General features: G+C 38.7%; 18 protein-coding genes. 10 read left to right on the forward strand and 8 right to left on the reverse strand.

Annotated features, from left to right (window positions below; genetic code table 11):
- Positions 1–11: 11 nt before the first annotated feature.
- Positions 12–1,295, reverse strand: a complete 1,284-nt coding sequence (locus TW85_RS19140) for an FAD-binding oxidoreductase (RefSeq protein WP_046018745.1) — start codon at positions 1,293–1,295, stop codon at positions 12–14.
- 273 nt (positions 1,296–1,568) lie between these two features.
- On the opposite strand from TW85_RS19140, the gene TW85_RS19145 reads away from it, so the two are divergent.
- Both TW85_RS19145 and TW85_RS25645 read left to right on the forward strand, forming a co-directional pair.
- The gene (locus tag TW85_RS19145; RefSeq protein ID WP_046018746.1) at positions 1,569–1,883 is read left to right on the forward strand and encodes a hypothetical protein; all 315 of its coding nucleotides are present in this window, start codon (positions 1,569–1,571) and stop codon (positions 1,881–1,883) included.
- A 283-nt stretch (positions 1,884–2,166) separates the two neighbouring features.
- Positions 2,167–4,098 (forward strand): CHASE domain-containing protein, encoded by a 1,932-nt coding sequence (locus TW85_RS25645; protein WP_052702303.1) that lies wholly within the window; start codon positions 2,167–2,169, stop codon positions 4,096–4,098.
- Between the two features lie 154 nt (positions 4,099–4,252).
- Here the strand turns inward: TW85_RS25645 and TW85_RS19155 are convergent, their stop codons facing one another.
- The gene (locus tag TW85_RS19155) at positions 4,253–6,007 is read right to left on the reverse strand and encodes an ABC-F family ATP-binding cassette domain-containing protein (RefSeq protein ID WP_046018747.1); all 1,755 of its coding nucleotides are present in this window, start codon (positions 6,005–6,007) and stop codon (positions 4,253–4,255) included.
- A 521-nt stretch (positions 6,008–6,528) separates the two neighbouring features.
- Between TW85_RS19155 and TW85_RS19160 the strand changes: the two genes are divergently transcribed.
- From TW85_RS19160 to TW85_RS19170, 3 genes are all read left to right on the forward strand, one after another.
- Complete coding sequence (locus TW85_RS19160; protein WP_046018771.1) at positions 6,529–7,404, forward strand: magnesium chelatase domain-containing protein; 876 nt, start codon at positions 6,529–6,531, stop codon at positions 7,402–7,404.
- A 473-nt stretch (positions 7,405–7,877) separates the two neighbouring features.
- Positions 7,878–8,021: a hypothetical protein gene (locus TW85_RS26025; protein ID WP_084616435.1), complete on the forward strand. Its 144-nt coding sequence runs from the start codon at positions 7,878–7,880 to the stop codon at positions 8,019–8,021.
- A 230-nt stretch (positions 8,022–8,251) separates the two neighbouring features.
- The gene (locus TW85_RS19170; RefSeq protein WP_046018749.1) at positions 8,252–10,531 is read left to right on the forward strand and encodes an ankyrin repeat domain-containing protein; all 2,280 of its coding nucleotides are present in this window, start codon (positions 8,252–8,254) and stop codon (positions 10,529–10,531) included.
- 556 nt (positions 10,532–11,087) lie between these two features.
- On the opposite strand, the gene TW85_RS19175 is transcribed toward TW85_RS19170, so the two are convergent.
- On the reverse strand, positions 11,088–12,047 hold the full coding sequence (locus TW85_RS19175) for an NAD-dependent epimerase/dehydratase family protein (RefSeq protein ID WP_052702304.1): 960 nt from the start codon (positions 12,045–12,047) through the stop codon (positions 11,088–11,090).
- Positions 12,048–12,191: 144 nt separating this feature from the next.
- Here TW85_RS19175 and TW85_RS19180 point away from each other — a divergent pair, with 144 nt between their 5' ends.
- Positions 12,192–12,740, forward strand: coding sequence for a TetR/AcrR family transcriptional regulator (locus TW85_RS19180; RefSeq protein WP_046018751.1), 549 nt, complete (start codon positions 12,192–12,194; stop codon positions 12,738–12,740).
- Between the two features lie 337 nt (positions 12,741–13,077).
- Here TW85_RS19180 and TW85_RS19185 read toward each other — a convergent pair whose 3' ends face one another.
- Genes TW85_RS19185 through TW85_RS19200 form a run of 4 tightly spaced genes read right to left on the reverse strand, consistent with a single transcriptional unit; the run spans position 13,078 to position 19,779 of the window.
- Positions 13,078–14,352: a Wadjet anti-phage system protein JetD domain-containing protein gene (locus TW85_RS19185; RefSeq protein WP_052702305.1), complete on the reverse strand. Its 1,275-nt coding sequence runs from the start codon at positions 14,350–14,352 to the stop codon at positions 13,078–13,080.
- 1 nt (position 14,353) lies between these two features.
- Positions 14,354–17,866 carry an SbcC/MukB-like Walker B domain-containing protein gene (locus TW85_RS19190; protein WP_084616436.1) on the reverse strand — a complete coding sequence of 1,171 codons (3,513 nt, stop codon included), beginning with the start codon at positions 17,864–17,866 and terminating at the stop codon, positions 14,354–14,356.
- Positions 17,859–18,527 carry a DUF4194 domain-containing protein gene (locus TW85_RS19195; protein ID WP_046018752.1) on the reverse strand — a complete coding sequence of 223 codons (669 nt, stop codon included), beginning with the start codon at positions 18,525–18,527 and terminating at the stop codon, positions 17,859–17,861. The genes TW85_RS19190 and TW85_RS19195 overlap by 8 nt, the downstream gene beginning before the upstream one ends.
- Positions 18,517–19,779, reverse strand: a complete 1,263-nt coding sequence (locus TW85_RS19200) for a Wadjet anti-phage system protein JetA family protein (RefSeq protein ID WP_202904888.1) — start codon at positions 19,777–19,779, stop codon at positions 18,517–18,519. The genes TW85_RS19195 and TW85_RS19200 overlap by 11 nt, the downstream gene beginning before the upstream one ends.
- Positions 19,780–20,092: 313 nt before the next feature.
- Between TW85_RS19200 and TW85_RS19205 the strand changes: the two genes are divergently transcribed.
- Entirely contained in the window at positions 20,093–21,094 is a 1,002-nt protein-coding gene (locus TW85_RS19205) for a hypothetical protein (RefSeq protein WP_046018754.1), read from the forward strand.
- 281 nt (positions 21,095–21,375) lie between these two features.
- On the opposite strand, the gene TW85_RS19210 is transcribed toward TW85_RS19205, so the two are convergent.
- Positions 21,376–22,836, reverse strand: coding sequence for an MAC/perforin domain-containing protein (locus tag TW85_RS19210; RefSeq protein ID WP_046018755.1), 1,461 nt, complete (start codon positions 22,834–22,836; stop codon positions 21,376–21,378).
- 472 nt (positions 22,837–23,308) lie between these two features.
- On the opposite strand from TW85_RS19210, the gene TW85_RS26200 reads away from it, so the two are divergent.
- From TW85_RS26200 to TW85_RS19220, 3 genes are all read left to right on the forward strand, one after another.
- Entirely contained in the window at positions 23,309–23,479 is a 171-nt protein-coding gene (locus TW85_RS26200) for a hypothetical protein (RefSeq protein ID WP_157196991.1), read from the forward strand.
- Positions 23,480–23,621: 142 nt separating this feature from the next.
- Positions 23,622–24,173 (forward strand): hypothetical protein, encoded by a 552-nt coding sequence (locus tag TW85_RS19215; protein ID WP_046018756.1) that lies wholly within the window; start codon positions 23,622–23,624, stop codon positions 24,171–24,173.
- Positions 24,174–25,530: 1,357 nt separating this feature from the next.
- Positions 25,531–25,752: hypothetical protein (locus tag TW85_RS19220; RefSeq protein ID WP_046018757.1), on the forward strand; the 222-nt coding region annotated here is incomplete at its 3' end.

Genomic DNA, 25,752 nt, shown 5'->3' on the forward strand with positions numbered 1-25,752 from the left:
CACGCTTTAAATTAGATGCCGAGCTTATCTCGCATGTTGTAATACCAAGCACCCATGGCGGTATAGGGAATACGTAGTGCTTGTCCCCCTGGGAATGGATATTGTGGTAGGCCTGCAAACACATCAAAGCGTTTGGCGTCGCCTTGAATCGCATCACAAATCACCTTGCCTGCTAAGTGAGAACAGGTGACGCCATGGCCACTATAGCCTTGGGCATAATAAATATTGCTACCAATTCGGCCTAGTTGAGGTAGGCGCATAAGTGTTAGTAGGAAGTTACCTGTCCAAGCAAAATCGACTCTGACACCTTTTAGTTCAGGGAAGGTTTTTAGCATCTTAGGGGTAATTAGTGCTTCTATCTTATCTGGTTCACGGGCGCCATAAGTCACACCGCCACCATAAATAAGGCGGCCATCACCAGAGAGACGGTAATAATCGAGTAGGTAGTTACAGTCTTCCACACATTGGCCATTTGGTAGTAAAGCATCTTGTTGGGCTTGGCTTAGTGGTTCTGTGGTGATGACTTGAGTACCACAAGGCATGGCTTTCGCTTGAAGCTTAGGCACCAAACCTTCTAAATAAGCATTACCGGCAACAACCACATAGTTAGCTGTGACACTGCCATTTTCGGTACGTACGACAGCTCTTTCGCCTTCTTCTATACCTATTACTTTTGAGTCTTCATAGATAACACCACCAAGGCCTTCAAATGCAGCCGCTTCACCCAGCACCAAATTTAATGGGTGAAAGTGGCCACCTGATTTATCTAATAGGGCACCTGAGTATCTATCACTGCCAATATAGTTTTGCACATCGGTTGCAGATAAAAGCTCAAGATCTTGGTGTCCATGGGACTCCCATAGTTTCTTTTTGCCTTCAAGCTCACGCATTTGTTTTGGATTACAGGCTGCGAAAATACCGCCGTCTTTCAAGTCACAATCAATGCTGTAATCTTTGACGAAGCGACGAATTACCTTGGCACCTTCAAAGGCCATCTTGCCCATTGCCTGACCTGTACTTTTGCCATAATGTTTTTCGATAAAATCTACATCACGACTATAACTATGTACTATCTGGCCACCGTTACGACCTGATGCACCAAAACCAATGCGAGTTCCTTCAAGTACAGTGACACTAAAGCCTTGCTCAGCAAGATGTAGTGCACTAGACATGCCGGTAAAGCCAGCACCAATGACGCAGATATCGCTGCTGATATCTTGATTTAGGCTAGGGCGCTGTACTTTATCATTTGCAGATGCAGCGTAATAAGATGTTGTATGTGAAGACTGTGACATAATCTTTCTCTATCTTTATACCCAGAAAAGTTTCTAAGTAAGCATTATTGGCCTCGACATAACCAAACTATCTAGGCATGTCTCCGTTTTCATAAAGATACGACTAGTGCCTATTCGTGGGATATACCCAGAAAGGTATATTTTGCTTATGAGTTAATGGGACAAGCTGACTATCATTTTGTAACAGCGACAATTTGTCCCTATTAGAGGCTTGTTGCTAACGGTAAGATGAGCTTATTACTCATCAGATGAAAATAGCTTAGAGGTTAACAAATGGAGCTCACAAGAAAAAAACCAAGGGATTTTGTTTATATTGATGAGCTTAGAGAGGCTGATCAAAACTGGCCAAATTATTTTTTAGGGAATAAAGTTTGGGTCTTCTTTGATTCTTACGACGCTAAGCTGGCTGGGGATATTCCTTACTCTCGTATCGTCGTTTGTTGTGATAATGAAACTGGCTGGACTTTGCATATGGCATGTTCTGAATTAGAGCAGGTCAGGGAAATTGCCAATAAGATAACGACCCCTATCTCACAACAACAGTTGATCGATTTAGGCTTTAGTAAGTGGCATGGTTGGTATGAATAACCTTGCTATTATAAATAGCTCACACTTTATTTCTTCTCTGGTTTAATTGCTTGTGACTTAACGGTTTGTAAATGGTTAAGTCACTTCTCGTCTTCATGTAATCGTATTTCTCTCAATATACTCCTGCCTTGTTTAGCGCTTGTCTTTGTTAGGCTTTTACCAAGATAAAAATGAAAATTTGGCTATAGTCTAATGTTAAGGATGCATGCTTTTCTCAGCTTTTATGCCCTCTAAGGCATGGCTGTGATTTTCTAATGGTGAGAGTTTGAAAGGACGTTAACGAATGGGCAAGGTATATTTCAAAGCACTGTTTTTTGCAATTAGCCTTGGCCTATTAGGCTTGGTAGGTGCTTATTACTTAACCATTGCTGTCAGTGCTCGTTTAGTTAATCAGGAATATACTAAGTTAGAGAATGTGGCAAAGCAGATATCTATTCACTTTCAAGATGCGATAGATAAATCCGCGAATGATCTTCAAGCCTTACAAGCCTTCTATTCCGCCAAATCAAAAGCTTCTTCCCAAAATGAATTTAACCAATATATGGATGTATTGGGCATTGAGCAGCGGCACTATATTCAAGCCTTAAGCTGGGTGCCTTTGGTACATCATGAGGATAGAAAAGATTTTGAAGCAAGGCTAAGAGGGCAACAAGGTGATTTTTTAATTAAAGTGCGGGATGAGAGTGGCGCTTTAGCCGCAAGTAAGCCCAAAGCCACCTACACTCCAGTAACCTATATTCGCCCTTATTTAATTAATAAGGCTGCTCAAGGGTTTGACTTGAGTAGTAATTCAACTCGTAACGCCTCATTAATTATGGCGAGAGATACGGGGTTGATGACAGCAACCTCTAAAATCCGTTTAGTGCAAGAAACCGGTGAGTCATATGGTTTTTTGATCATAGCGCCTGTATTTGAAAAGGTTAGTATGCCTAAAACAGTAGAAGAAAGGAGTCAGTCTTTAGTTGGCTATGTTACAGGCGTTTTTCGAATTGATACCCTGATGGAAAATGCTCGAGAGCAAGCTGATAATATCGGTTTAAAGATTACCCTGTATGACATAGAAACAGACGAAACAAGCCTACTTTATGGCCAAGAAACATTGGATGGTGTTTTTAGTTTTGATATTCAAATTCCTGATAGGCACTGGCAATTAAACCTCGCTTTAAATGAAGCATTAAAGCAAAAAATTGAGTCTCCAAGCATAACTAACTGGATTTTAGTAGGTGGCGGTCTAATTAGTTTCTTATTAGCTTTATCTTTTTATGCCCTACAAGTGGCAGTCATGAAGACACGTCGAATTAGTAATTTGAGTGGCTTATTACAAGCACAAAATCGTCAGTTAGAGGAAACTGTGGCGGAGCGAACTTGTGCACTATCAGAACAAAATGAACTTTTAAACCAGCATGTGACAAGCTTGGAGCAGCAAAAAGTAAGCCTCTCCTTGCTCATGAAAGAATCTGAAAGTGCAAAACAAAGTGCGCAAGATTTAGCACAGGAGCTGGCTCGTTCTAATCGCGACCTAGATGATTTTGCTTATGTGGCATCTCATGATCTTAAGACGCCATTAAGGGGGATTAGCCAGCTTTCAAACTGGGTGTTAGAAGATATTGAAGAAGGCAAATTTGAGGAGGTTCCTCAGAATCTGACTTTGATTAATAGCAGGGTTAAGCGTTTAGATACTCTGTTAAATGATCTTTTGGAATACTCTCGTGCCAATCGGCAGCAAGCATCATTGGCTTTACTTGATACTCAGGAGCTGATTGAAGGTTTGTTTCCACTTTACTCACCGAATGACAAGTTTGAGTTGGAGATAGTTTCACCTTTACCTGTTTTTGAAACATTGAAGTCACCCTTTGAACAGGTGGTACGTAACCTCCTGAATAATGCATTTAAGCACCATGAGAAAGGAGAGGGGCTAATTCAAATTAGCAGTGAAGAAAGCGACGAATTTTACACATTTATGGTTAAAGATGATGGCCCTGGTATCGAAACAGATTACTTTGAAGAAATTTTTAAAATGTTTAAAACGCTTAAACCAAGGGACGAAGTGGAAGGTAGCGGTATGGGCTTGGCACTGATTAAAAAAATTGTGGAGCATTATGGTGGCAAGGTATATCTAGAATCAGAGGTCGGTAAGGGCTCAGCCTTCTATTTTACTTGGCCAAAGCTTATGAAAAACGAAGTGACGCAGGATGAACCTTTTCTCATAAAGTGAAATATTCCCGTGAAATTGATGAGTTAGCGACTATGCTTAAAATGAGGCTTAACTCACAGGGAGTGGTTAAGTCGCATCTTTTATCTCACCTTAAATCAGGTGCAAACGCCAATATCCCTTGTTTGCACCCTTTGATGTTTTGGTCTCAGCTTTCCTAGAGCTTCGCCTGAAGTTTCTCAATTTCATTACGCCATTGTGCTTGTAACTTAGGCTTCTGGCGCTTAGCTTTTCGTTTTAAGTCATCCTCTAGTAAGGTTTCAAGCTCAATTAAGCGCTCTAGCATGGCTTCTTCATCAAGATTTTGTAATTGGGTGGAATTTGCCCCATCTTGAGAGATTCTCTCCTTACTAGAATAATTGCCTTTAACTAGAGCCTTATGCTCACTCTTTTCTGAGATGTTTTGATATACCTCTTCAACATTGAAATACTCCGTAAGTTCACCCTTTTGAATAAACCAGAATCGATTACAAGCTTGCTCGATTAAACTTCTATCATGACTCACTATTAAGCTGGCACCTTGGAAGGTATGGAGTGTGTCTACTAGCTCTTCCTTGCCTTCCATATCTAGATGGTTAGTCGGCTCATCTAAAAACACCAGATGAAAGTTCGCTAAACTAAGTCCAATAAACAGCAAGCGGGCACGTTCTCCACCGCTTAATGAGGAGACTTTCTGTATATGACGAGCATATTCAAAGCCTGCATTAATCAGGGCTCGTTTTGCTTCTTCATTAGTTAAAGTACTGAAATGGCCTAAAGCCTCTACCAGAGAATCTTCATCATTAAGCTGGTTTTGAGATTGATCGTAATAACCTAAACGACAACTAGGGTGAAAGTTAACGTCTGGCTTTAATATGCCTTGCTGCTTTTGTGTTTGCTCAAGATAAAAAGCATGTAAAAGGTTGAGTAAAGTAGATTTACCACAGGCATTATTACCTAGTACCGCGATACGATCACCACTCTTGATGCGCATTTCAGGCATATGAAAGAGCTGTCTCTCACTTTGTGGTGGCGTTAGCATAAAAGGGCTGGTTTCAAGTAAACGATTAGCCGGCAAGGCCTCTCCCTCAAGTTGTAATCGCCAAGGCGTACCCTCGCTTAACTCTGTTTGCTCTTCTTCTAATCGTTCTTTTCTGGCGTACATGGTTTTTGCTTTACGGGCGAGATCTTCATTGTCATAAACTTTCCCCCAAGTGGCTAAACGCTTTGCACTCTTTTCTATTCTATCGATTTCTTTCTGCTCACCTTGGTATCTTTGCCTGTCCTGCTCATCCTTTTCATCCAGTGCTGCTCTTGCTTGAGTACAGCTTAGAGCGAAGTGATGTAAAGATTTATCACGCATAATCCAAGTAGTATTTGTGATGGCATCAAGTAGCACTTGGTCATGAGAGACAAGAATAAATGAGCCTTTCCAACGGGATAAAAAGCTCTCTAACCACATTAGGGAGGTAAGGTCTAAATGGTTACTAGGTTCGTCTAATAAGAGTAAATCAGGTTCATTAATTATGGCGCGAGCCAGTAGAAGCCGCATTTGTTGGCCACCACTGGCATGACTGACTTGCATCTGATATTCATGCTCAGCAAAGCCCAACTCAGATAGCATTAACTCTGCTCGCCAATGCTCTGTCTCGTCGAGAGTTTCGGCTAAGGCATTAATTAGACTGCTAGATTCTAAGGTTGGGGGTATATGTTGTTCTACATAGCTCATTAAGCAGTGATTTGCCTTAGCGATATTGCCTTCGCTGGCGTCATATTCACCATTGAGCAACTTAAGTAGAGAGCTTTTACCACAGCCGTTATGGCCGATAAGACCAATTTTGTCGCCACTTTGTATGGTGAAGTTTAGCGCTGTAAATAAAGGTTTGGTTGAGTGTGCAAGTGTTAGGGATTGTGCTGTTAAAAAAGTGCTCATAATATTCTCAAGAATTTTTGGCGCAAAAGGCCGTTGTCAAAGCTGACAATAATTCTTCGAACATGAGGGAAGGTGTTCGGGTGAGGTTTTAGACTGTCTTCAGACAGTTAATCACTCAGTCGTAAAAAATTCGCTCAAGTCGAGATTATCGCAGCGCGATATCAAAAACTCTTGAGCGGATACGAATACCAAAAAGGCGTGGGTTGGTAACACACCACAAAGACATAGAATCCTCCTTAAATTAGTTATGAATTGATCAATAATATTAACTCCATTGAGCATTCACTTTATCACTATCAAAGACAATGTACAGGGGCTAAATCAAAAACCTAGTTTAAAAAATGGGTGATAATCCTTTAAGTATTAAGTAGTTATTTAGAAATAACTCAGTGAAATCTATGAGTTAGCTGCTATGCTTAAAAAGAGGCTTAACTCACAGGGAGTGGTTAAGTGTCATTCTGAGGGAAGCATCTTGCTTCCTTTTTCTTATTGTTTTCAGGCTTTTTGATCAAGGAGTGATCATGAGTTTAGCGAGAGTGTTTAGTCGTGCCCGTGTTGGTGTCGACTCCCCCCTAGTGACGGTTGAAACCCATATATCAAACGGTTTACCTGCGTTGAGTATTGTCGGCTTACCAGAAGCGGCGGTACGAGAGTCTAAAGACAGAGTACGCAGCGCGATTATGATGAGTAAGTTTGAATTTCCTACTAAGCGCATCACCATCAACTTGGCGCCTGCAGATTTACCCAAAGAAGGCGGACGTTATGATTTAGCGATTGCTGTGAGTATCTTGGTTGCCTCAGGGCAGTTGGGCAAGGTTGAACTGGACGAATATGAATTTGTGGGAGAATTAGCTCTGTCTGGCGATATTCGAGGAGTGCCGGGTTTATTACCCTCAGCCATTGCAGCTGCGAAAGCGGGCAGGCAGTTGATCTTACCTATCGACAATCAAATGGAAGCAGCCTTGGTGGAATCTAATCATTTAGCAGCAGTTCACCTTACTCAAGTTACCAGCTTCTTAATGAAGCAGTCTTTCTTAAACCCTTGTATTGCTGAGCTGGCTGAAAGAAGGGAAAAACAATATAAGGATATGGCTGATGTAAAAGGCCAATTTCAAGCAAGGCGTGCTTTAGAAGTTGCCGCGGCGGGTGGTCATAATCTTTTATTCATTGGCCCTCCAGGCACAGGTAAAACCATGTTGGCTTCACGTCTTCCTGGTATTATGCCAAGTATGACAGAGGTTGAATCCCTTGCGGTGGCTAGTGTTCAGTCTGTATCAGGGAGAAAAATGGGCGCTGACTGGTTCTGGCAAGAAAGACCTTTTCGCTCCCCCCATCACTCAAGTTCTGCCGCCGCTCTAGTGGGTGGTGGTTCTGTTGTAAGAAACATTTCTAATTGAGAATGAATATGCATAAATGATATCTGTACATCATTATTTGATATTCGATGTGATGTATTATTTGATAGAAACGTGTTTTTGGGGCATTTTTTCTGAAAGGTGAACCGATTTCCTTTGAAATAATAATGAATAGTCACCAATGGGGTATGAAAAGAGCTATTTTTGAAACAAAGTAGTGTCTAGAAAACTAGGGGCGATTCACAGTCCATTCTAATACTATTTTGCTTTGAGCTAAAAATGTGTACTGATTTTAGTTGTTGGTTTTCTTTACGCCAGATTGACTGGGTCACATTTATTATCTGAACTTAAGCGCCCTTTTATCTGTTTGAACTAGTTTATGCTGATCTGCATGTTTAAAAAGTAGCAGAAAAATATTTTTGATAGCTTTTAAAAAAAGTCTCTACTTACCCTTGTGCTTTTCTTCCAGTCAATTGCTAATTTATTTGTGTTCAATTAACTAAGGAGAAATATATATGCCTAATACTAAATCTACACCAATGACGAAGTCTGATGCATCGCGTATTCAAAGTGCTGAAGCCAAAGCAAATAATGGAGAAGTTGCAAAAGGTAGTTTTGCTGCAAGAGCTCAATCCGTCGCAGCAAAATTAAATAAATAAGCATAGGAAAAGGTGGGTGTTAAACCCACCGATTGCAATATGAAAAAATACAGCAGCAATAAAGATATTCATAAATTAGTGTGCCGCCTTATTAGGGATAAATGGCGTTTTAAGCACTTAAAAAAACATGGCTCTGTTTGTTCTCCAAAAGGAAAGCAACTAACAGTCCCCAGTAGTCCAAGTGATCGACGTGCATACATGAATTTTTATAAGGATATTCAAAGATTATCATGACAAAAGAAACGATTATTACTCCATACTATTCTTTACAACACATACTTAGAGAATTTTCAAAAGGGTTAGGGACCCAAAAAATAGCAGGAACAAAAATAAGAGACGCCTGCAATAAATCTGAAATCAACCCTTTTCATTTTGAAGCTTTAAAACAAGAACTGATTCATAAACCTTTGACGAAGTATGTCAATATTCACTTTGCCGATCATATCTTAGAGCAGTTTGAATTTATTTGTGAGTGCTATCTGAACCTATACAAAGAGGTACCATTAGATGCCGCTAATGCAGAAGAGTCTCAAAAGGTACTAGATCAATACTTTTTTACTTTTGCTGTTGTCGAAGTATGTTCAGGCTCGATAGAGGGTATGGGAGTATCAGCGAGAGATATAGCTAATTCAGGTAAAACTTTTATGGCCTTAGTTTTGGAGCAGTGTTCGAAAAGCTTTGAATGGCAAGTGTTCTATCATAAAAGCTCCGATTCCCAAAAAGAACGAATTCGAGCTTGGTCTTCACAATCAGCAGCAGAGTTACCTGAACTATCTAGTATTGCCTCTTTAGGTGAAAAGTCAAAACTAGGAAATAGTTGGGGCACATACAAGGCTCGCCTTATCACCGCTAGGCTTTGGGATTATTTTTTTGAGCGTAGTGGATATACGGACTTAAATTTAGTTAAACATTTGTTGGCTAATGAGTGTTTAGAAGATCTTGCGAAGCGTTTAATTGAGACAGTTACTAAAGGCTCTAAAAAGTTTGAGGCCGCAGCTAAATTGGCATCCCGAGTATACAGTTTACTTAGGCTTCGTAAAGCTAAATCAAGTCAAGATAAAGAGCAAAGTTTAGCGTTGCTAATCGAGTTAAAAGAAGAACTATTTGCAATAGATACTCGAAAAGAATCTACCTATTACTACCATTGGATGATAGCTCGTCACAAGCTGCATTCTGGTTTTTTAGAAGATGCTATCAATGAGTATATTACAGCATTTGAACAAGTGATCTATCGTAATGGGGAAAATGCAGAGAAAATTATTAGAGAGGCGCTTATTGCTGCGTGTCGATCACCTAAACCTAAGAAAAGCTTTATCAATCGACTAAGAAGAATGGCTGTTTTAATGAAGATTGACTTTATGCCTTCTGGTGTTGATAAAAATGAGTTTAAAGCAAAACCTGAAGAAATAGAAAAGTGGGAGATTGCTGCTTACAGTAATTTATTCGATTCATTTTTTTCTAAGAATTCTTTCTTTCCTGATGCGATTTACCCAGTTGAACCGCATAAAAATACTGGTCCGTTGATAATTGCTGATAAAGCTAATTGCTTAGATCTTACAGATCCAAATAAAATCTTTTCAGTAGGTGAAGCTGGAAACAATAAAAAAATGTCTCAGTTAACGTACTTTTCTATGAGGGAAAAAGATGACGTAGTTGCTCAGTTATTAGAAGTTGGAGCTGATGTTAATATACTATCTTCAAGTAATGAATCTGCTATTTTACTGGCTGTTCAATCATTGCAAGTTAACCTATTACCTCTTAATTCAATGAGAGATCAGAACTTCAAACTTATCAGCGCAAAAACGCATAAGAAAAGTGTTTTGAATACAGTAACTAATAAGAGGAAACTTTCGCCTTTAGGTTGTGCTGTTCAAACTGGGAGAGTAGATGTAGTAGAAAAACTGATAGATATGGGAGCTACTGTTGATAGAAGACATGATGTTGGCAATGAAACACCACTTTTTACTGCCATTGGACTTATAGCGAAACATTTAAAAAGACAGGAAGATCATACGCTAAATGGATGGATGAAATACTCCGAGCTAGGCTTGCAATCTGCTAGAGCATACTCTTCAGGTATGCTTCCCTACGATCTAAAGCAATTAGGCGAAGCGATATCAAACCAAGATGAAGATGAAGTTTATAAACAAATGGAAGACTATTGTATTAATACACAAAAAAGTAATATTTCTAAATATTCAACGGCTGATAATTTTAGAGATATTGCAAAATTATTAATTAGTCATGGTTCATCTTTAATGGCAAAGCACGATACAGGAATGCTTGGTTATACGCCTTTAATGTTAGCTATTGAGCTCAATGAAGCGGAGCTAGTTAAATTTATGCTTGATTCTAGAGGGAACGAGATTGATTTAAAGGACACTTGTGTTGATTCAAGAACCAAGCAGCGGGTAAGCATGTTAAGACTGATGCGCTATTGGCAATCGAAAGACGTTTATAATGTTTTTTCAGAGCGGTTTGGTGAAGATATTTTTAATATTATGCTTTAAATTATTGACTTTAATAGGGAGGTAAATTTTTTAGATTTAAATAAGCACTAACTTTTATTAAAGAAGTTTGTGAATAGCTAAACTTATTCGCAAACCTTTTTATGGAATGATAAGGCAGCGAGTCTATATTGTATTTGATGAAACAATATAGGTGATAACTCATTGAGCAAGAGCTGAAAGTATCGTATTGCTGTCTGAATCAGAGTTCAATAGTTTGAAAGAGACTTTATATTTACTTTTAAACACAGCAATTGCAATTCTGCACATGACTCTGCCGAAGGGATGTAGCAGCTTTCAGGTTCTAGTGACAAACTAATGGTACTTGCATCAGGACTAAAGTGATTAAGTGAACAAATTTAAAGTATAAGATTTTAACTACTTATTAAATTGTACTAACTTAGACTTGATCTGACAGTTACCCACTTTTTTCTAGGTGCCTGTCAGATTTTATCTGGGTTAGATTTTTTCAGCCCAAATGGTTTTCCCGTCCTCTAATGCTCCCATTGAGCCATACGATTGCATAAGAAGCTCTAAAACAATAAACTTATTTTACAGTTTATCTTGTTATTTCAAGAAGCCCCTGTTGGAATGAAATAACGGGCGCGTACCCAAGTTCTTTTTTGGCCTTTGAAATATCTAATGTAATTTCAACGGCACTTGTTGAATACTCTTGCATAGTTATTGGTAATAATTTTCTTTTAGGGAAAAGCTTTCGACAACAATTATCCAACTTAGCTATAAATAGTAACATTGCACGGGGAACGCTTTTGGTTGGAGACCTATATCCATAAGCTTCAATCAGAGCTGAAACTATATTTTTAAAGGTTTTGTCATCATCATCACTTAAAAAATAAACCTCGCCAGAATTCCCGCGAGAAATAGCACATTCAACACCAAAACAAAAGTTTGCTATATGTATTGTTGATGTTTTGTATTCTCCGTCATTGATCCAAGCAAACTGGCCATTATTTACTGCTTTTAGTATTTGAGGGATAGCAGTTGTATCATCACGCCCCCAAATAAAACGAGGTCTCAAAACAATTACGTTAAATTCATCATTTGACGATTTTAATGCTAACTCCTCGGCAAGGCGTTTTGTTTCAGAGTAGGAACCCACTGAAACTTTAGGGTAAGGTATATTTTCTTTAGCTAAATGCAGTTCTTTACCTGTTAAGAGGACGGATTCAGTGCTTATATGAATAAATTTTTTTACACCAGCAGCTTTTGCCGCGTGTAAAAGTAACTCAGTCCCAACAACATTTGTATCATACTGTGATCGCGAAGCATTCTTATGATCTGTATCAGCAGCCGCATGAATAACTACATCATAGCTCTTAAGCTCTTTTTCAAGGCAACTAGAGTGTAAATCTCCTTTGAAAATTTCAATACCTAACTCTTCAAGATTCAATGACTTTTCTAGGTCACGAGAAAGCCCAGCAACTTCATGTTTCTTAACAAAATGTTTTGCTAGGTTTCTACCTACATAGCCAGTAATACCAGTAATAAAGATCTTCACATGATTTCCTAAGTAGTAATTCTTTTTCCATAAAAATAACAAATGAACATAATTTGTCAATATGTTCATTTATTGCAAATGAACTCTTGATGTAGAATTGTTCATATTTCATAATGTCAGCGGATTTAAAAATTATGAGACAGTATGATTTTACGTGAAGCTCAAAAGCTTATTCTTAAGTATGGTTATCAGAAAGTTACGATGACTGACATTGCAAACGCTTGTAATATTTCGCGAACCACGCTTTACAAGTCATTTCCTAATAAAGAATCAATTATTGTTGGATTAATCAATGAAGCATTAGAAATAAATATTAAAGAAACTGAAAAGCTCTTTACCGAAGAGTTGACATTTTTTAAAAAACTAACCCGCTTTTTTGATATTTGGATTATTCAACCTGCCGCTTCTGTTATTGACTTAGATACAGGTAGAGACATTTTATCGAATGTATCTAGCTATGCGCCTGCTGCGGTGGAAAATCATTATCAGGTTTTTGAAAATATGCTTGGCGACATTATAAAAAATGAATTGGTAGATGACGAAAAAATTACACACGATGATCTAGCTCATATCTTGACAATAGCTTCACAGGGCTTGAAATCTTCAGCAAAGAATATTGAATACTTGCAAAAGATGGTAAACGGGCTGATATCAATTGTTATTATGGCTATGAATAACAACAATAGAGCTTAACCTTTTTAGGTTCTTCGATATACTCTTCTATATGATGAAGGGCTAAATTTTGAGATCTTTCTAACGTTTTTCCTAAAAAAATCTGTCGAACTATAACCAACCGAACCAGCTATAACATCAATAGATAAATGACTATTCTCTGATCCCATAAAAATCCTGCCTCTCAAAAAACTAAGCAGCATGTTTCCGGTATCAACAAGGAAACGATGAAGAAATTACTTCTATTGTAATTTTTTTTGAAAGATGAATCGACTTCCTTTGAAATAATAATGAATTATCACTGTTTAGATGAGCGTCTTTTTAGTTAAGTAAAATGAACTGTTTTCACCTTATCGAGTTAGCTGTCTCTGAAGAGATATTTAGGGTTCGTTGATTCAAGTTTCAGCGGGCTTATTGGTGAGATTTGCTCCTGTTCGATCCACGGTAAACTCTCTAGTGAAATTTTCGACAAAGCCACATGTAGTGACAAAATTGAGGGGTACTGTATAGCTGATTCCAATGCCTTCATCAATTCTGCCACCAACTTATCGTCAGACTTCTCAATAGCATTATTTTCTAATTGTTCTTCTATTCCCATCATATATGGATGAATATTGGTATTAAGCCGTTTAGCCATAAAAGCCAGTATTCGGTAGCCACCTGCATCCCTGTCACCCCAGTGATAAACTGGCACAGTACCTACAAGTTCCTCAATGATAATTTTTATTACACGCACCCAAGAGCGGGGAGGAAACCCCGCAGTGTATATGATCACACCAGGATCATCAATTTCACGAACATATCGCTCAAAACTGGCTCGGTTTTCAATAAAAAGTACATAAGGAGGTTTCTTATCCCAATCTATTCCTTTGACTTCATCAGGGGATACTCCGATACCATAATGCAATGCTGCTAAATCAATCGGCCCTTTGCAGTATAAGCGACCCTCTGCTTTGAAGCGCATAGGTATTGGATACTTGCTAATTCCAAAATACTCTAGTAGCTTCGCGCCATTTTCTATAAGATCAACCGCATCTTTGTCTATGTGCGGTAGCATCAGTCTTCGAATGAGATTGGAAAAGCTTTTATTTTCCAGTCGCTTTGACTCACCAAAAAGAATAGCACTGAGAGTACGCATATCAGGCACTGACTCTGTATCCGATGACTGTACGATATACTCTACAGCTTTCATTGCGTCAAAAAGTCGGTCAAACTGACTGTGTTTAATACCAAAGGCAGTTTTATTACTGGACCATGCTACGGCAATAGTGGGCTTTATTTCGTTCCACCAGGGGACATTAAACTCAGCGAACTCTAAATGCTTAACTGCTGTTTGAATCTTTTCAGATTGCGGTGTAATACCACAAATGGCAATGATTTTATGTCCATTAGTGATGCTAACATAGTCAATGTGCTTGAATGAGCCAAGTGCCACTCTACGATCATATTGAATTGATAAGCTATCTATCGCTTCCAAATCATTATGCAAAGCAGTTTTATCGCTATTATTTAGTGCAAAATACCAACGGTAAGCGTGATCTGTGATGTGTATCCTACATTCAGCCTCAATTCCTTCGGTTTTATCTATTTTTTTGATGAGTTGGAGGATGAATTTTTTGGTAAACTCATTCATATCAAGTAACCACTTCAGCTTGAGATTTCAATATTGCTGCTCGCTCTGTAACAAGCTCTGGATGGTATTCAGGATTCAGTTGGTCAATAAGAGACTGTCCTGCATCAAAAAGCTGTGTGTGATCGATCACGACATCTCTTCCTTCGCGGCAAATGGTATATATCTGATCCATTTCTTTACCGATTTTCAGAGTAACCTCTGGTGGCGCAGCAATCATAAGTTGAAGCCCGATTTCTTTCAGGAAGGAAACCGCAGCACTCGCATTACCACCGTCCATATTATTAAAAGCTTCATCCAAGAGTACCAGCGATGCACCTCTAGGTGAGCGCCCTTGTATTTTGTAAACATTCATAAAGCTGGCCGCAAGTGCAATGTAGGCAGGGGTTTGCTGTTCACCACCTGAGCCAGTGCTTTGCATATCTGCCACACGACGCTCTATACCCGTATCAGGGTTTCGCATCTTCATATCGTAGGTAAAGAAACTACGATAATCCCTAATCTCATTAATTAGATCGTCTCCGTTGATGAGAGCCTCTTTTAATAGGTCGATTGCAGGATGCTCTGATTCTGTCTCAAACATTGTTCCAACCAGTTCAGTCTCTTCTTTGTCTGCAGTTGTAATATATTCATAGATGATTTTGAGGCTTTCCGATTGCACTTCCTTATAATCAAAACTGTAGATGTAGTCGTGGAAAGGAATCTTTTTAAGCAGACTCTTAAGCTGATTAAACGTGTATTTCATCTGCTCAAAACGGTTTTGTAACTCACCGACAATGATGCCTCGGAAGTTTTTCTCCATCTGCTTAGCCGCATCCTGAGCTGCCTGACGATGCTCTATAAGCTGAACTGCTAGGATACGAGTTACCCAATCAGAGGAATCCGTTGTGATGAGGGTATACGCATCTTCATTAGAATTATCTGTTTTCGCAGCTTCAAGCAACTCCAGTCGATTCGCTATGTCCTCCGCAAAGATATTGGTGAACTCAATGACTTTTTCTCGCAGAATTCCGCGAGCGTGGATTGCCTTCTCTTTTGCCGTCTGTGACTCATTATGAGCTTCATTTCTAATCAGTGAATACTGATCTTGTTGGCTCTCAAACTTACGTTCGTAGGCCTGCCAAGCCTCGTCAGCTTTAATTGCATCATGTAAAGGTAAGCTTTCTGTTTTGCTACGTTCTTTCTCTGCCTCCCCCCTTAGCTTAGAAAGGTCTTCGATTTCTTTACCTAAAGCAGCGATGTCTAACTCTGCCTGCTTGCGCTCACTACCTGCTTCAATGACTGCTTGGTTACACTTCTCATAAGCATTTTGAGCTTGTTCTTTGGCGTTCTTCAAACGCTCATCTTCCGAGGTCAGAGGCTTCAAACTCTCCTGAGCTACAGACAATGCTTTTTTATGAATCTCCAGTTGTTCGCTCTGTGCTTGAACATCCTCTGATCTGTCAAGGATAGATGCAGATATTCCTGCCCATTTACGGTTAAGCTTACTCAGGGTAGCTGCTGGTGTATTGATACTGGCTAGGCGTTGTGCCAGCCGATCTAAATCATTCTCTAACCGTTGACGCTGTTCGACTTGAGCATACTTACCAATCAATAATCCGCTAATCCGAGCAGTGCCACCTACTGTACCTCCCCCTGTTGTTAACCCAGAAGCCATTAGTGCTTTTCGCTCTCTTCGGAGATCATTGTGTGTAGCCGCTTTCTTAGTGTTGTCGAGGACAATGTTCATAAAGCCTCTTGCGATGGGGTTATCAGTTTCAACAAGGGTTGAAACCATATGATCAGTAGGTAGCTTGTTTGCTCGAAGAGCATGATCAGGGTTGATCATGCGTGCTCGTCCTATTCGAGGATCTTGTTTCCGAGCAGTTTCATACACCTCAAGTGCATCATCAAAATCATGTGCACTGATCACTAAAGCTTCTCGATTTTGTCCCAGATACGACTCCACCGCTTCCTGCCAATCTTTGTCATTAACTTCACAAAGATCGCATACGGGAGTCGACGGGATGCCTTTTTGTTTTAGTAACTCTATGGTCGCGCTGGTTGCCGAATTAATGTCTGATAAACCTTGCTTGAGCCGTTCTATACGGCTTTGTAGAGAATTCCCTTCCAACTTTAACTGTTTAATCTCTTGATCTAGGTCTTTGTCCACAACTTCTACGCGCTTTGTAATCTCTCCAAGATGTTTTTTAGAGTCTTTTAGTTGACAGATTACCTTATGCGTATTCGCTGGATTTGATGTGGAAAGACTATCAACATTAGCTTGATCGAGAATATTTGCTAACGCATTCCAATGGGTAGCTAAAAGTTCAAAGTTTTGTATGCCCAGTGTGTTGGAGAATTGCCGCCCAATAACTTCACTAACGGAAGCCTGCAATGATTTTATTTTCTTGTTTAGATCGGTCTCAGATAAGGAAACCTCTGTCTCAGCGTTTCGCACCGCTATACTTAAGCTAGCCGCATCTGAGTTTTGCCAAGCAATGAGAGTTTTTTCACTTTGCTGTTGCAGTCCAGTAAGTCGTGGCTCTTCTTGTTCAATAATACGTTCTGCCTTTTTAAAGCGTTTTTGGACTGCTTCATAAGCATCTTTCTTACGATCAAGCTCTTCATCAAGTCGAACAGCTTCGGCTTCTTGGGATACCCAAAGCCTATGGTGAGCGTTAGTTCTGTGTTTTGTGACGTTATTCGCCTCTGTAATCAGGTTCTCACGTGCTGTTTTATGGCTTTCTGTACGAGCAATTTCTTCTTCAATTCGCTGATGCTCAATAAGATCTTCACGTAGTTGATCAGTCTCAATAGGATAAGGGGGAAGAATAAAGTTCCTGATAAATAGATCGATGGGACTATCCATTCTTAATTGTAATGCGTTTGATAAGGTTTTAACTAAAAGGTCAGGTTCAATTTTCGCACTACGAGTCTGATTAGCAGACATTGCCTCAGATATTTTCTCGCGGATAACTCTAGCACTATCGATCATCTCATAGCTTACGGCCCCCCGTTGATCTTTAGCGATATGCTTCATTCGGTCTACAAACTCGCGCCAAGGTAAGAAAGTATCATCACCCGCTAAAAGGTCCGCCTCACTAATATGCCGGCCTTTCATGAAATGCCCCCGAGTTTCAATGTTGGCGGTTTGACTGCTAGCGTAAATAGATAACCCAAATGAATAAGGATTCTGTAAATCGTCATACCAATTCAGGAATATATATGTATTAGCATTTTCCCTCTGGCAGCTTTGTTTATCATTTTCTTTAAACTCCCCCAGAGCATAGCTTCTTGCTGATCGTCCAGATGTTTTGGCATCAGATGCGGCGTTGTAACGTACTTTTCTCTGATCTCCCCCCATCAGGACAAATTGAATAGCATCGAAAATAGTTGTTTTACCTGCTCCATTTTCACCAGATATCAAAGTGGCAGACGCATTAAGAAAAATAGTTTCAAGCTCAAACAAGTACCACTGAGCGAGAACTACATTATGAAGAATATGTGACGGGATAGGGTTATTCTGCTCAGTCATCTGACACCTCTGCATTCTCTATGGAATCGGCTTCTTCTATAACGGCTTCATCAGTTATTGACTCCTGTGTGTACAGGTAACTATCTATAAATCGATTCAGTGTCCCAATGTAGTCTGGACTGACTACACGGGTGATATTAGGGAGGACTATAATCTCGTGCAGTTTGGTATCAGGGTCTTTTTCTCCCAGTTCAATAATTCCTTTTCTACGCAAATTATCTAATGCTGCATTGGTATCAGTGACGAGTGGTTTATCTCCTTTAAACCGTTCAAACTGATCAAGCAGTTCTGCTGTAGGCGGTTTCACCCGTCCATATTCAGTTCGTCCCATTGACGCCTCTGTATCGTACATTTTCCTTAAAATGAGCAAAAACAGAGTAGATGTTATATCTAGCTGTTTACCAGAACCTCTCGGTAAGATGCCTGCAAACCCGAAATTTCTATCGTAATACCAGGCCATATCAAGAGCATCAAAGATCTTATGGAAATAGGTCTGGTTTTCCTCGCACATTGTGAAGTGCTCTTTTTGACCACGCTTTCCTTTCCACACCCACTGTTTTTGCAGTAGATAAGCAGTTGTATTCCGAAGACTGTCTACATAATCTGCAGACGTTTTCGATTCAATATCTTTAAGTTCTTTGAGCGTGATTTCACTGGCCATATGAGTATTTCTCCATTGAAGTATTCTTGCGGATTATCAAACGACGCCCTGCCATCTGTTCTAAATCAGTCCACTCTCCCTCGACGAAATCTACACGATATCTGGATTGAAGCTCATAGAGGATATGTGTTTTTGATACGCGCTGCGCCAAAAGGCGTAAATGTAGAGCCGACATCATGTCGTCAGGAGTGTTAATTTTCAGATCATCTGTCGTGATGTAATCTCTATTAGTGAGATTTGACTCTATAAAACGTTCAAGCCTATTTGGATTGCATTTCTGAAAGTGGATATGTTCTTGCTTGAGTTGATTATATGCACGTTTTTCCCACAAGGGTTTTTGTTGCCTTCGTTCAGTCTTAACTGGCGTTATTGCCCTTGCTTTGGGTTGGGACATGCGGCAGTCACAAAGTAGTTCTTCACCTATAATGGGACTTGGGAAGCGATCTAGATCAGAATTACTGCCAATACGGTTAAGCAATGTCTGTATTTGCTGCCCCATATTACTAGGCGTATGAACAGTGTATTTAATTTTTTCATACATTCGTCGTGTAATACGTCGAGCATACTCCTGAGTCTTTTTAAACAGAGGGGCTATACCATCGAATGAACTACTTAATCGTTCAAGATCTGCTTCAACAAGATCGATAGAAGGGTGAGAAATTTCATCTCGTTTATAGGCTTTGACACACTCTTCAAGACGCTCTGGACTAAACCGAATTTCACTTACAAGTTTACGAATGACACTAGCATGGAGGTTTGGATTTCCTTTCAGTGCCAACTTCTCAATATTAGGTAAAAAGAGCTCACCCAAATATTCTTCAAAATAGAAGGTAAAATCATTATCTGAGTGGGACGTACCGCAACTGATGACATGGTGAATTTCTCGTATGTTTCCGACCAAGGCTCGTAGCCGATTTAAAAAGCTTTCCATATCATCAGCGGCTTTTCGAATAAGCGAACCACTGGCTGGATCTTTTACTACTTCAGCTAAACTTGAGCGAACCGACAAACACACTACCCCTAGTGAAGGATGCTCAGCCCCCATGCTACCTAAAAAATGAAGTATCCTACGAGCATCTTGTGGCATCCAAACAACGTATCGGAAACCACTTTCCCGCTCTTCACGAATCCATCCAGTATCTTTTAAGCGGTTATATACATACTGTTCAGGGGCTGAACCAGCAGCCACATCCTCTCCAGACTCCACTCCAAGATTTAGAGCTGTATTAGAAATAAAGTCTCTCAGAAACACTCGAACCTGCTGCGGATTCGGTTCATCAACCAACTGAACTGGATCTAAAAATTTATCAAGCTCTACAAGCAATGCGAGCATTAAACGCCCCGTCTCACCTGAGATCGGCTTAAATAGATCTGTATTAATTGTGTCAAAGCCCATTTCATCATCCTTAGAAGCTTCTTTACGTGACAACGTTTATCGATACATACTTTATCTCTATGTATACTTTATAGGCTCCTATATAAAATATATATAGTGGATATTTAAACAGTAGTATCATACACTTTTGAATAAATAAACAACTAAATACTGGTAACAAGGGCGTCACATGCAATATTCACAGTACATAAAGCCAGTTATAGCTTCAGATGAAGAAACAGTCTCAATAACAGGTCTGGCTAGTAAGCGACTTGAGTCAGGAGCACACTCCCACCCCCAATGGCTTCGCTTGTGCTTTATTGAGCGGCAGCTATTATGGGAACGTCGTTTGACAACTTCCATGATCATAGAAGCGTTTGGCATTTCTCGACCTCAAGCACAGAAAGACATAAAGTTATACCAACAACTATCTCCCGAGGCATTGAAACCATATAAGTTGGGGATTCCATACCATCAACCAACAGAATACTTTGAGCCAGTTTTGTTATCGAGTGCTGATTTACAATGGCATGCTATTGAAGAATATGCTTCCCCAAAAACTTCATACACAACAGAAATGCCCGTACTTTCCCGTAGGCATAACTTACGTGTTCTAGCTCGATTACTCTCGGCTATAGAGCATCATCGATCAGTTGAAGCCGTAGTAGCAACGATGAGCTCACCTAAAGGGCGAGGACGGCGATTAACTCCGACAGCAATTTCATTTGTCAAAAACCGTTACCATGTACGCGCCTATTGCTGGGATAATCTGGACTATCGGGACTTCATCATTGGCCGTTTTAAAAGCACTCCCAAAGTTGTTAAGCCTACTAACAACCCCTCAGGCTGGGGTAATAATGCGCCTGCATTCGAACGTTATGAAGGAATCCCGATTGGACCCGATGTAGAGTGGGATCAAATGATTGAATTGGAGCTACAGCCAAACCCTAATTTGAGTATTGAACAGCAATTATTGATAATTTCTGATTATGGATTGGATGTTAACAGTACCGCAAAGAGGGTCACGCTTCGAAAACCATTAATAGGGTATTTTTTGGTAGATAATCGAATTCCGGCAACCAAAGATGAGTACAAGATTGCAACTAAGGACAACCCCATCGCTTGGCCTGTATTTGCTTTTATATTAGGTTCAAACAAACCAGCTCATGAGCTCGGATTTATAAGTCCTTAGAGCCTAATTCGAACTTTCTTCCGACTACGTAATTAGAATTAGACTATAAGTATTTGAAATTTAATTTGTTTTTTATTCTATTTGCCATAATTCAAGAAAGAGCTGTCTTTAAGAGTTCTAATTATTTAACTTAACGCCTCAATATTAGAATTTGTATTGTGTTCCTCATTTATATTGCATACTGCTTTTTATGTTTGTAATACAGAGTCTGTACCTAAGTTAACCGTACAGACTCTGTAATTACGTAACCTCCTTTAGTTAAAGGTGATTAAATTAGTAGACTACAATGTTCTTGAATAACACATGTAGATGTAAAGTCCTCCAGCTCCTTGATTTAGGTCCTGGTTTATTCTTTCAAATCCTATTGGAGGGTAAATTTGTGGCTGACTTGAGCCTATCACCATTATGTCCTTGATAGAGTCTGTTTCTGAATACTCGCCTTTTTTATAGCATAGGTAAATATATTTACCTCTTGCTCCCTCATTCAAGTCTTGACCTATTTTTATATAACCATCAGGTGCTTGAATATCGGGGCTGTCACCTGAAATTGTTGTTATATCAGTTATTACATCCAGCTTTTCAGCTTTAATATCTAAAGTTGAATCTTCTTTATAACAGACATAAATGAACTTTCCTCCTGCACCTTTATTTAGATCAAAGTCGTCCTTAATATACCCTGTAGGTGGCTGTATAACGCTTGAGTCGCCTGATATTACTCTTAATTCAGTAATAGAATTAGCACTGAATACATTTAAGCACTCAGACGTTTTCCCTTTCGCAAAGGTGGCATAAGCGTGAATTAAAGCTTCTTTTCTCTTTTGATCTTCACAAAGTTCCCAAATTGGGGTAAGCGCATTATCATTGTCAAAATCTACAAATGTAGGATTGTCTCCAACGCTATCTTGCCATTCCTGAAAGCCTCCTTCCTTCAAAATGTTAGTACCACCTTTTTCTGCGCTGCCTCCATACGTTCTAACTTCAGTATTAGACCGGCTTTCAAAAGTAGATATTTCTTGAGAGTATTTAGTTTTATTTTCTGCGCTGATCTGGAAAGTAAGACTCTCATAAGCTAGTTTTGCAGTTAGATCAATGCCATATTCGGACTGATAATCTACTTGATTGGTTGCGGAAGTCATCATTGATTTGCCGCCAATTACAATCGCTGATAGGAAGTGTGTACCATATCTTTTAAATAACTGAATTGGGTCCATATCAGCTATATCATTTTTTACGTCATCTTTGATGTAGTTAAGAGCTGTTTCAGGAGTAAACTTTAAAGCCCATTTAGCAATGTCTTGCTGAATAAGTGAAAACTCGTTTTTAGCATTTCTATACTCACTTGCATTATAGCCGACAGAAACGGAGCCACTGTAAAAGCTGTAACTTCCTTCAAGTTTTGTATAAGTATTTAAGTTTTTTATGTACTCTTCAATTGAGCTGCCTGATATTTCTTTGTAATTGGAAGTTTCAAGTTGTACGGCACTTACTATGTTAGGTATCACTTTTCCCTTATAAAAAGTTACAGCTCTGGTAGGTACTTTTGTCCAATCAAATAATGGAAAAGTAATTGATATCGGAGTTGCATATTCTCCAAAGACATCATAGCCACATCCTAAAGAGCTAACACCTGAAAGATAGTTGGCGTCCGAATTTAACTCAGCTACTTGAAACTTTTCATGAAAAGCTCTGTTGTTCATAAATTTTCCCTTTTTATGGTTTTTAGATTTAAAAAATAAAGTCATATTACAAACTCATACTAGAAAGTCCGTGATCTTCTCTCCAACTGAAATCAAATTAGTTCTACCTTTCTTAAAATTAGTAAGACTTAAATGATGCAACTTGAGTGATTTTTCTTAAACGGCAATACTTGATGAAGTTGATTTCACCGCTGCTCCGTGTTTACTTTCATCAGGAATACAAAAAAATCGTTTAGAGAAGGCTCTGGGAAATTTTTTAGTAAGAGTATTTTTTGTTCCATCGTAAGCTCTCCTTGTTGATGGTAAGTAAGTAACCCAATCCTTGAGTAATTTTAAGCTAGTTCATATGGTAGGGAATGCAAATTTTTATTTGAATTTTTTGCTAAAACAATATGATATGAATTTTTATGTTTGGTTAGATAAACCATCTTAATTCTTCAGAACTAAAACCTAAACGATAGAGCGCTGGTATCAAGTGCTAAGCAGTGAGTTAAATCTAATCTTCACAAGCCATGATATGCGAAAACTCGCTAGAGACTGTTGGCAAGATATGGGCATCGATTGGATTATCGGCGAGATGATACTCAACCACGAAAGAGACGGGTTAGATAAGTGGTATATGCATGCTCATAGTAGAGAGCAAATGCGGAAAGCGTTGAAAGAGTGGGGGGAGGTTGTGTTAGGTTAAAAAAACTTTAAAATTAGTAAGATAAATTATCTTAAGGAGTATTTAACTATCTTACGGGTTATTGATGTTTGATTCGTGTAAATACACATGAAATAATTTTAGTGTGAGTTTGATTTTTATATTTAAAAAATTTGGTGAAAAAATGAAATATTGTTATTTTTTGATTCTTGGTCTTCTTATTTCGATGACTACGCAAGCCAGTGACAAAACTGATGTTGAGCGTATTTTTGATCAATATTTTGATGCTGTTAAAGCATATGATATTTCGATTATGTCTAGTCTTATGCATCCTGAAGCTCTTTCTCAATTCCGTAGACCATTTACAGAAGCTTTTAATGGTAAGAAAAGTGAACAAGCAAAAAAAGAGCTTTTCCCTCTTTTTAATGTCACTAATATTGAACAATACGATAAAATGACAAATATTGAGACATACCAAGAACTTAATAATTTTTTTGTTAAAGCTCAGCCGGAGATCGTTATTTTAATGAAGGATTCTGAGTTTAAACTGCTAGATATAAATCTAAAAAACGATGCGGCATATGTAACTTATAAACTGAGTATGAATTACCAAGGAAGTTTAATTAATAAGGACGCAGTTCAGAAATTTAAGCTTCATGAAGGGAATTGGATGTTGATGTTAGCTGCTGATGGTGAAGCGACTATTGCTGGTATTGATGCTAAATATAATAAGTAGCTTCTGGATGAGGATAGTGGTTATTAATTAGGAAGAAACATATCAAACCACCTTCGGGTGGTTTTTTTGTGCCTGAACATAATCAAAATATATTTAATCTTTATGCTCTCTACCGCCACCATACCGCCAACAACTTTTTAATAACCACCCCGCAGCCCAATAAAACCAAACCTCTAACCCAATTATGTCTTTTTCATAAGAAGAGAACGTCATTTGCTTAAAACGGGCTTATCGGGTTGAAGTGCTATTTAATTAGAGATAGTTTTAATTCAGGCTGCCATACATTCGGGCAGCTATTTTTGTATTAGCCCACTGATTTGTGGGCTTTTTTCGTTCTAAATCTCATGTTTTTAGGGGGAGATAATATTCTCGCGGTAACTGGAGAGGGTGCATGGGGCTAATAAATGAGGGCGCATCTACAAGGGGGCGGTAGTTGAATGGCATCTGTGGATTCAATATTTATGAGCTAACTAAGCAGCAAAGGCTTAACGATCGATGAGCTTAAAGTAGGCTTTTTGTACTGCTTGATCTATCAAAATAGGAGGTGAAGTCGATGAATTGTACTGCACTTATCTAAACGAAAAATAAAATGTTAGTAACCACTATAAAAAAAGGTAAATATCGTACCAAAAATAGAAAAAGGTACTCCCAATAGGGGCCTATTTTCTGCGGGTTTTACACTCGCGGGGTCAGATAAATTTTGAAAAATATAGCTCGTATTACCCCTTCCCCTCTCAAAGACACTTTTTTCTTATTTATCAGTGCTTTAACTTTTTAGGAATTTTTGAGAAAAACAAAAATAATTTTAATTTTCGTGTGTAACTAGAAAGTGGCTATATGAAGTAGGCGGTTTTAATTATTGAATTTAAGTTGCTGATAGTTATATGAAATTTTTTAATAAGCCTAAAAGTAACAAAATGGAAGGTTCATAAAATCATTGAATTTTGACTGAGGGGTAATACGAGGGGAAGCAGTAGAAATACGTAAGGGGGGAAAACGGTTTAGACTTAAAAAAATAGAACGAAAAATAAAACCTATTAAGTGCTTTAAATTATAAGGTTTAAGTAGTAGTTAACTTCGTACTTTTTTAAATGGGATTCGGGTTAGAGAAAATAGATTCTTACTATTGTAATTCTTGATTTTTGCTTTGATGTTTTCGGAGGCTTAATAGCATTTTTAGCACCTTTCAGACATTAGTGAAGGCTTTAATGAAAGTATTAAATTTCCTTTGTATTAACTTTGGGTTTTAAAAAAAGATTTTTTATGTATACTGCTCAGTTTTTTATTTGGTGGCTAGTTTTTAGACAAAACCGAATTAGCCAAAATCAACTATTTTTATTATTTCAGGGATTAAAAAATGAAAAGAATCTTTCTAACAATTTTAATGATGGGGCTTTTTTCGAGTGCTGCAAAAGCATTAACTTTAGTAGAAGCAACTAATACGACTATTACAAAACTAACCGTTTATTCAGAAAGAGAAGACGGAACTGTTCTGATACAAGTAAGTACACCGCCAGTTGGGTGTGATAATGGCTTCTGGTTAAGTGGAACCGCAACAGGCGTGAAGCATACCATATCA

Source organism: Marinomonas sp. S3726 (genome assembly GCF_000967665.1).
Classification (GTDB): domain Bacteria; phylum Pseudomonadota; class Gammaproteobacteria; order Pseudomonadales; family Marinomonadaceae; genus Marinomonas.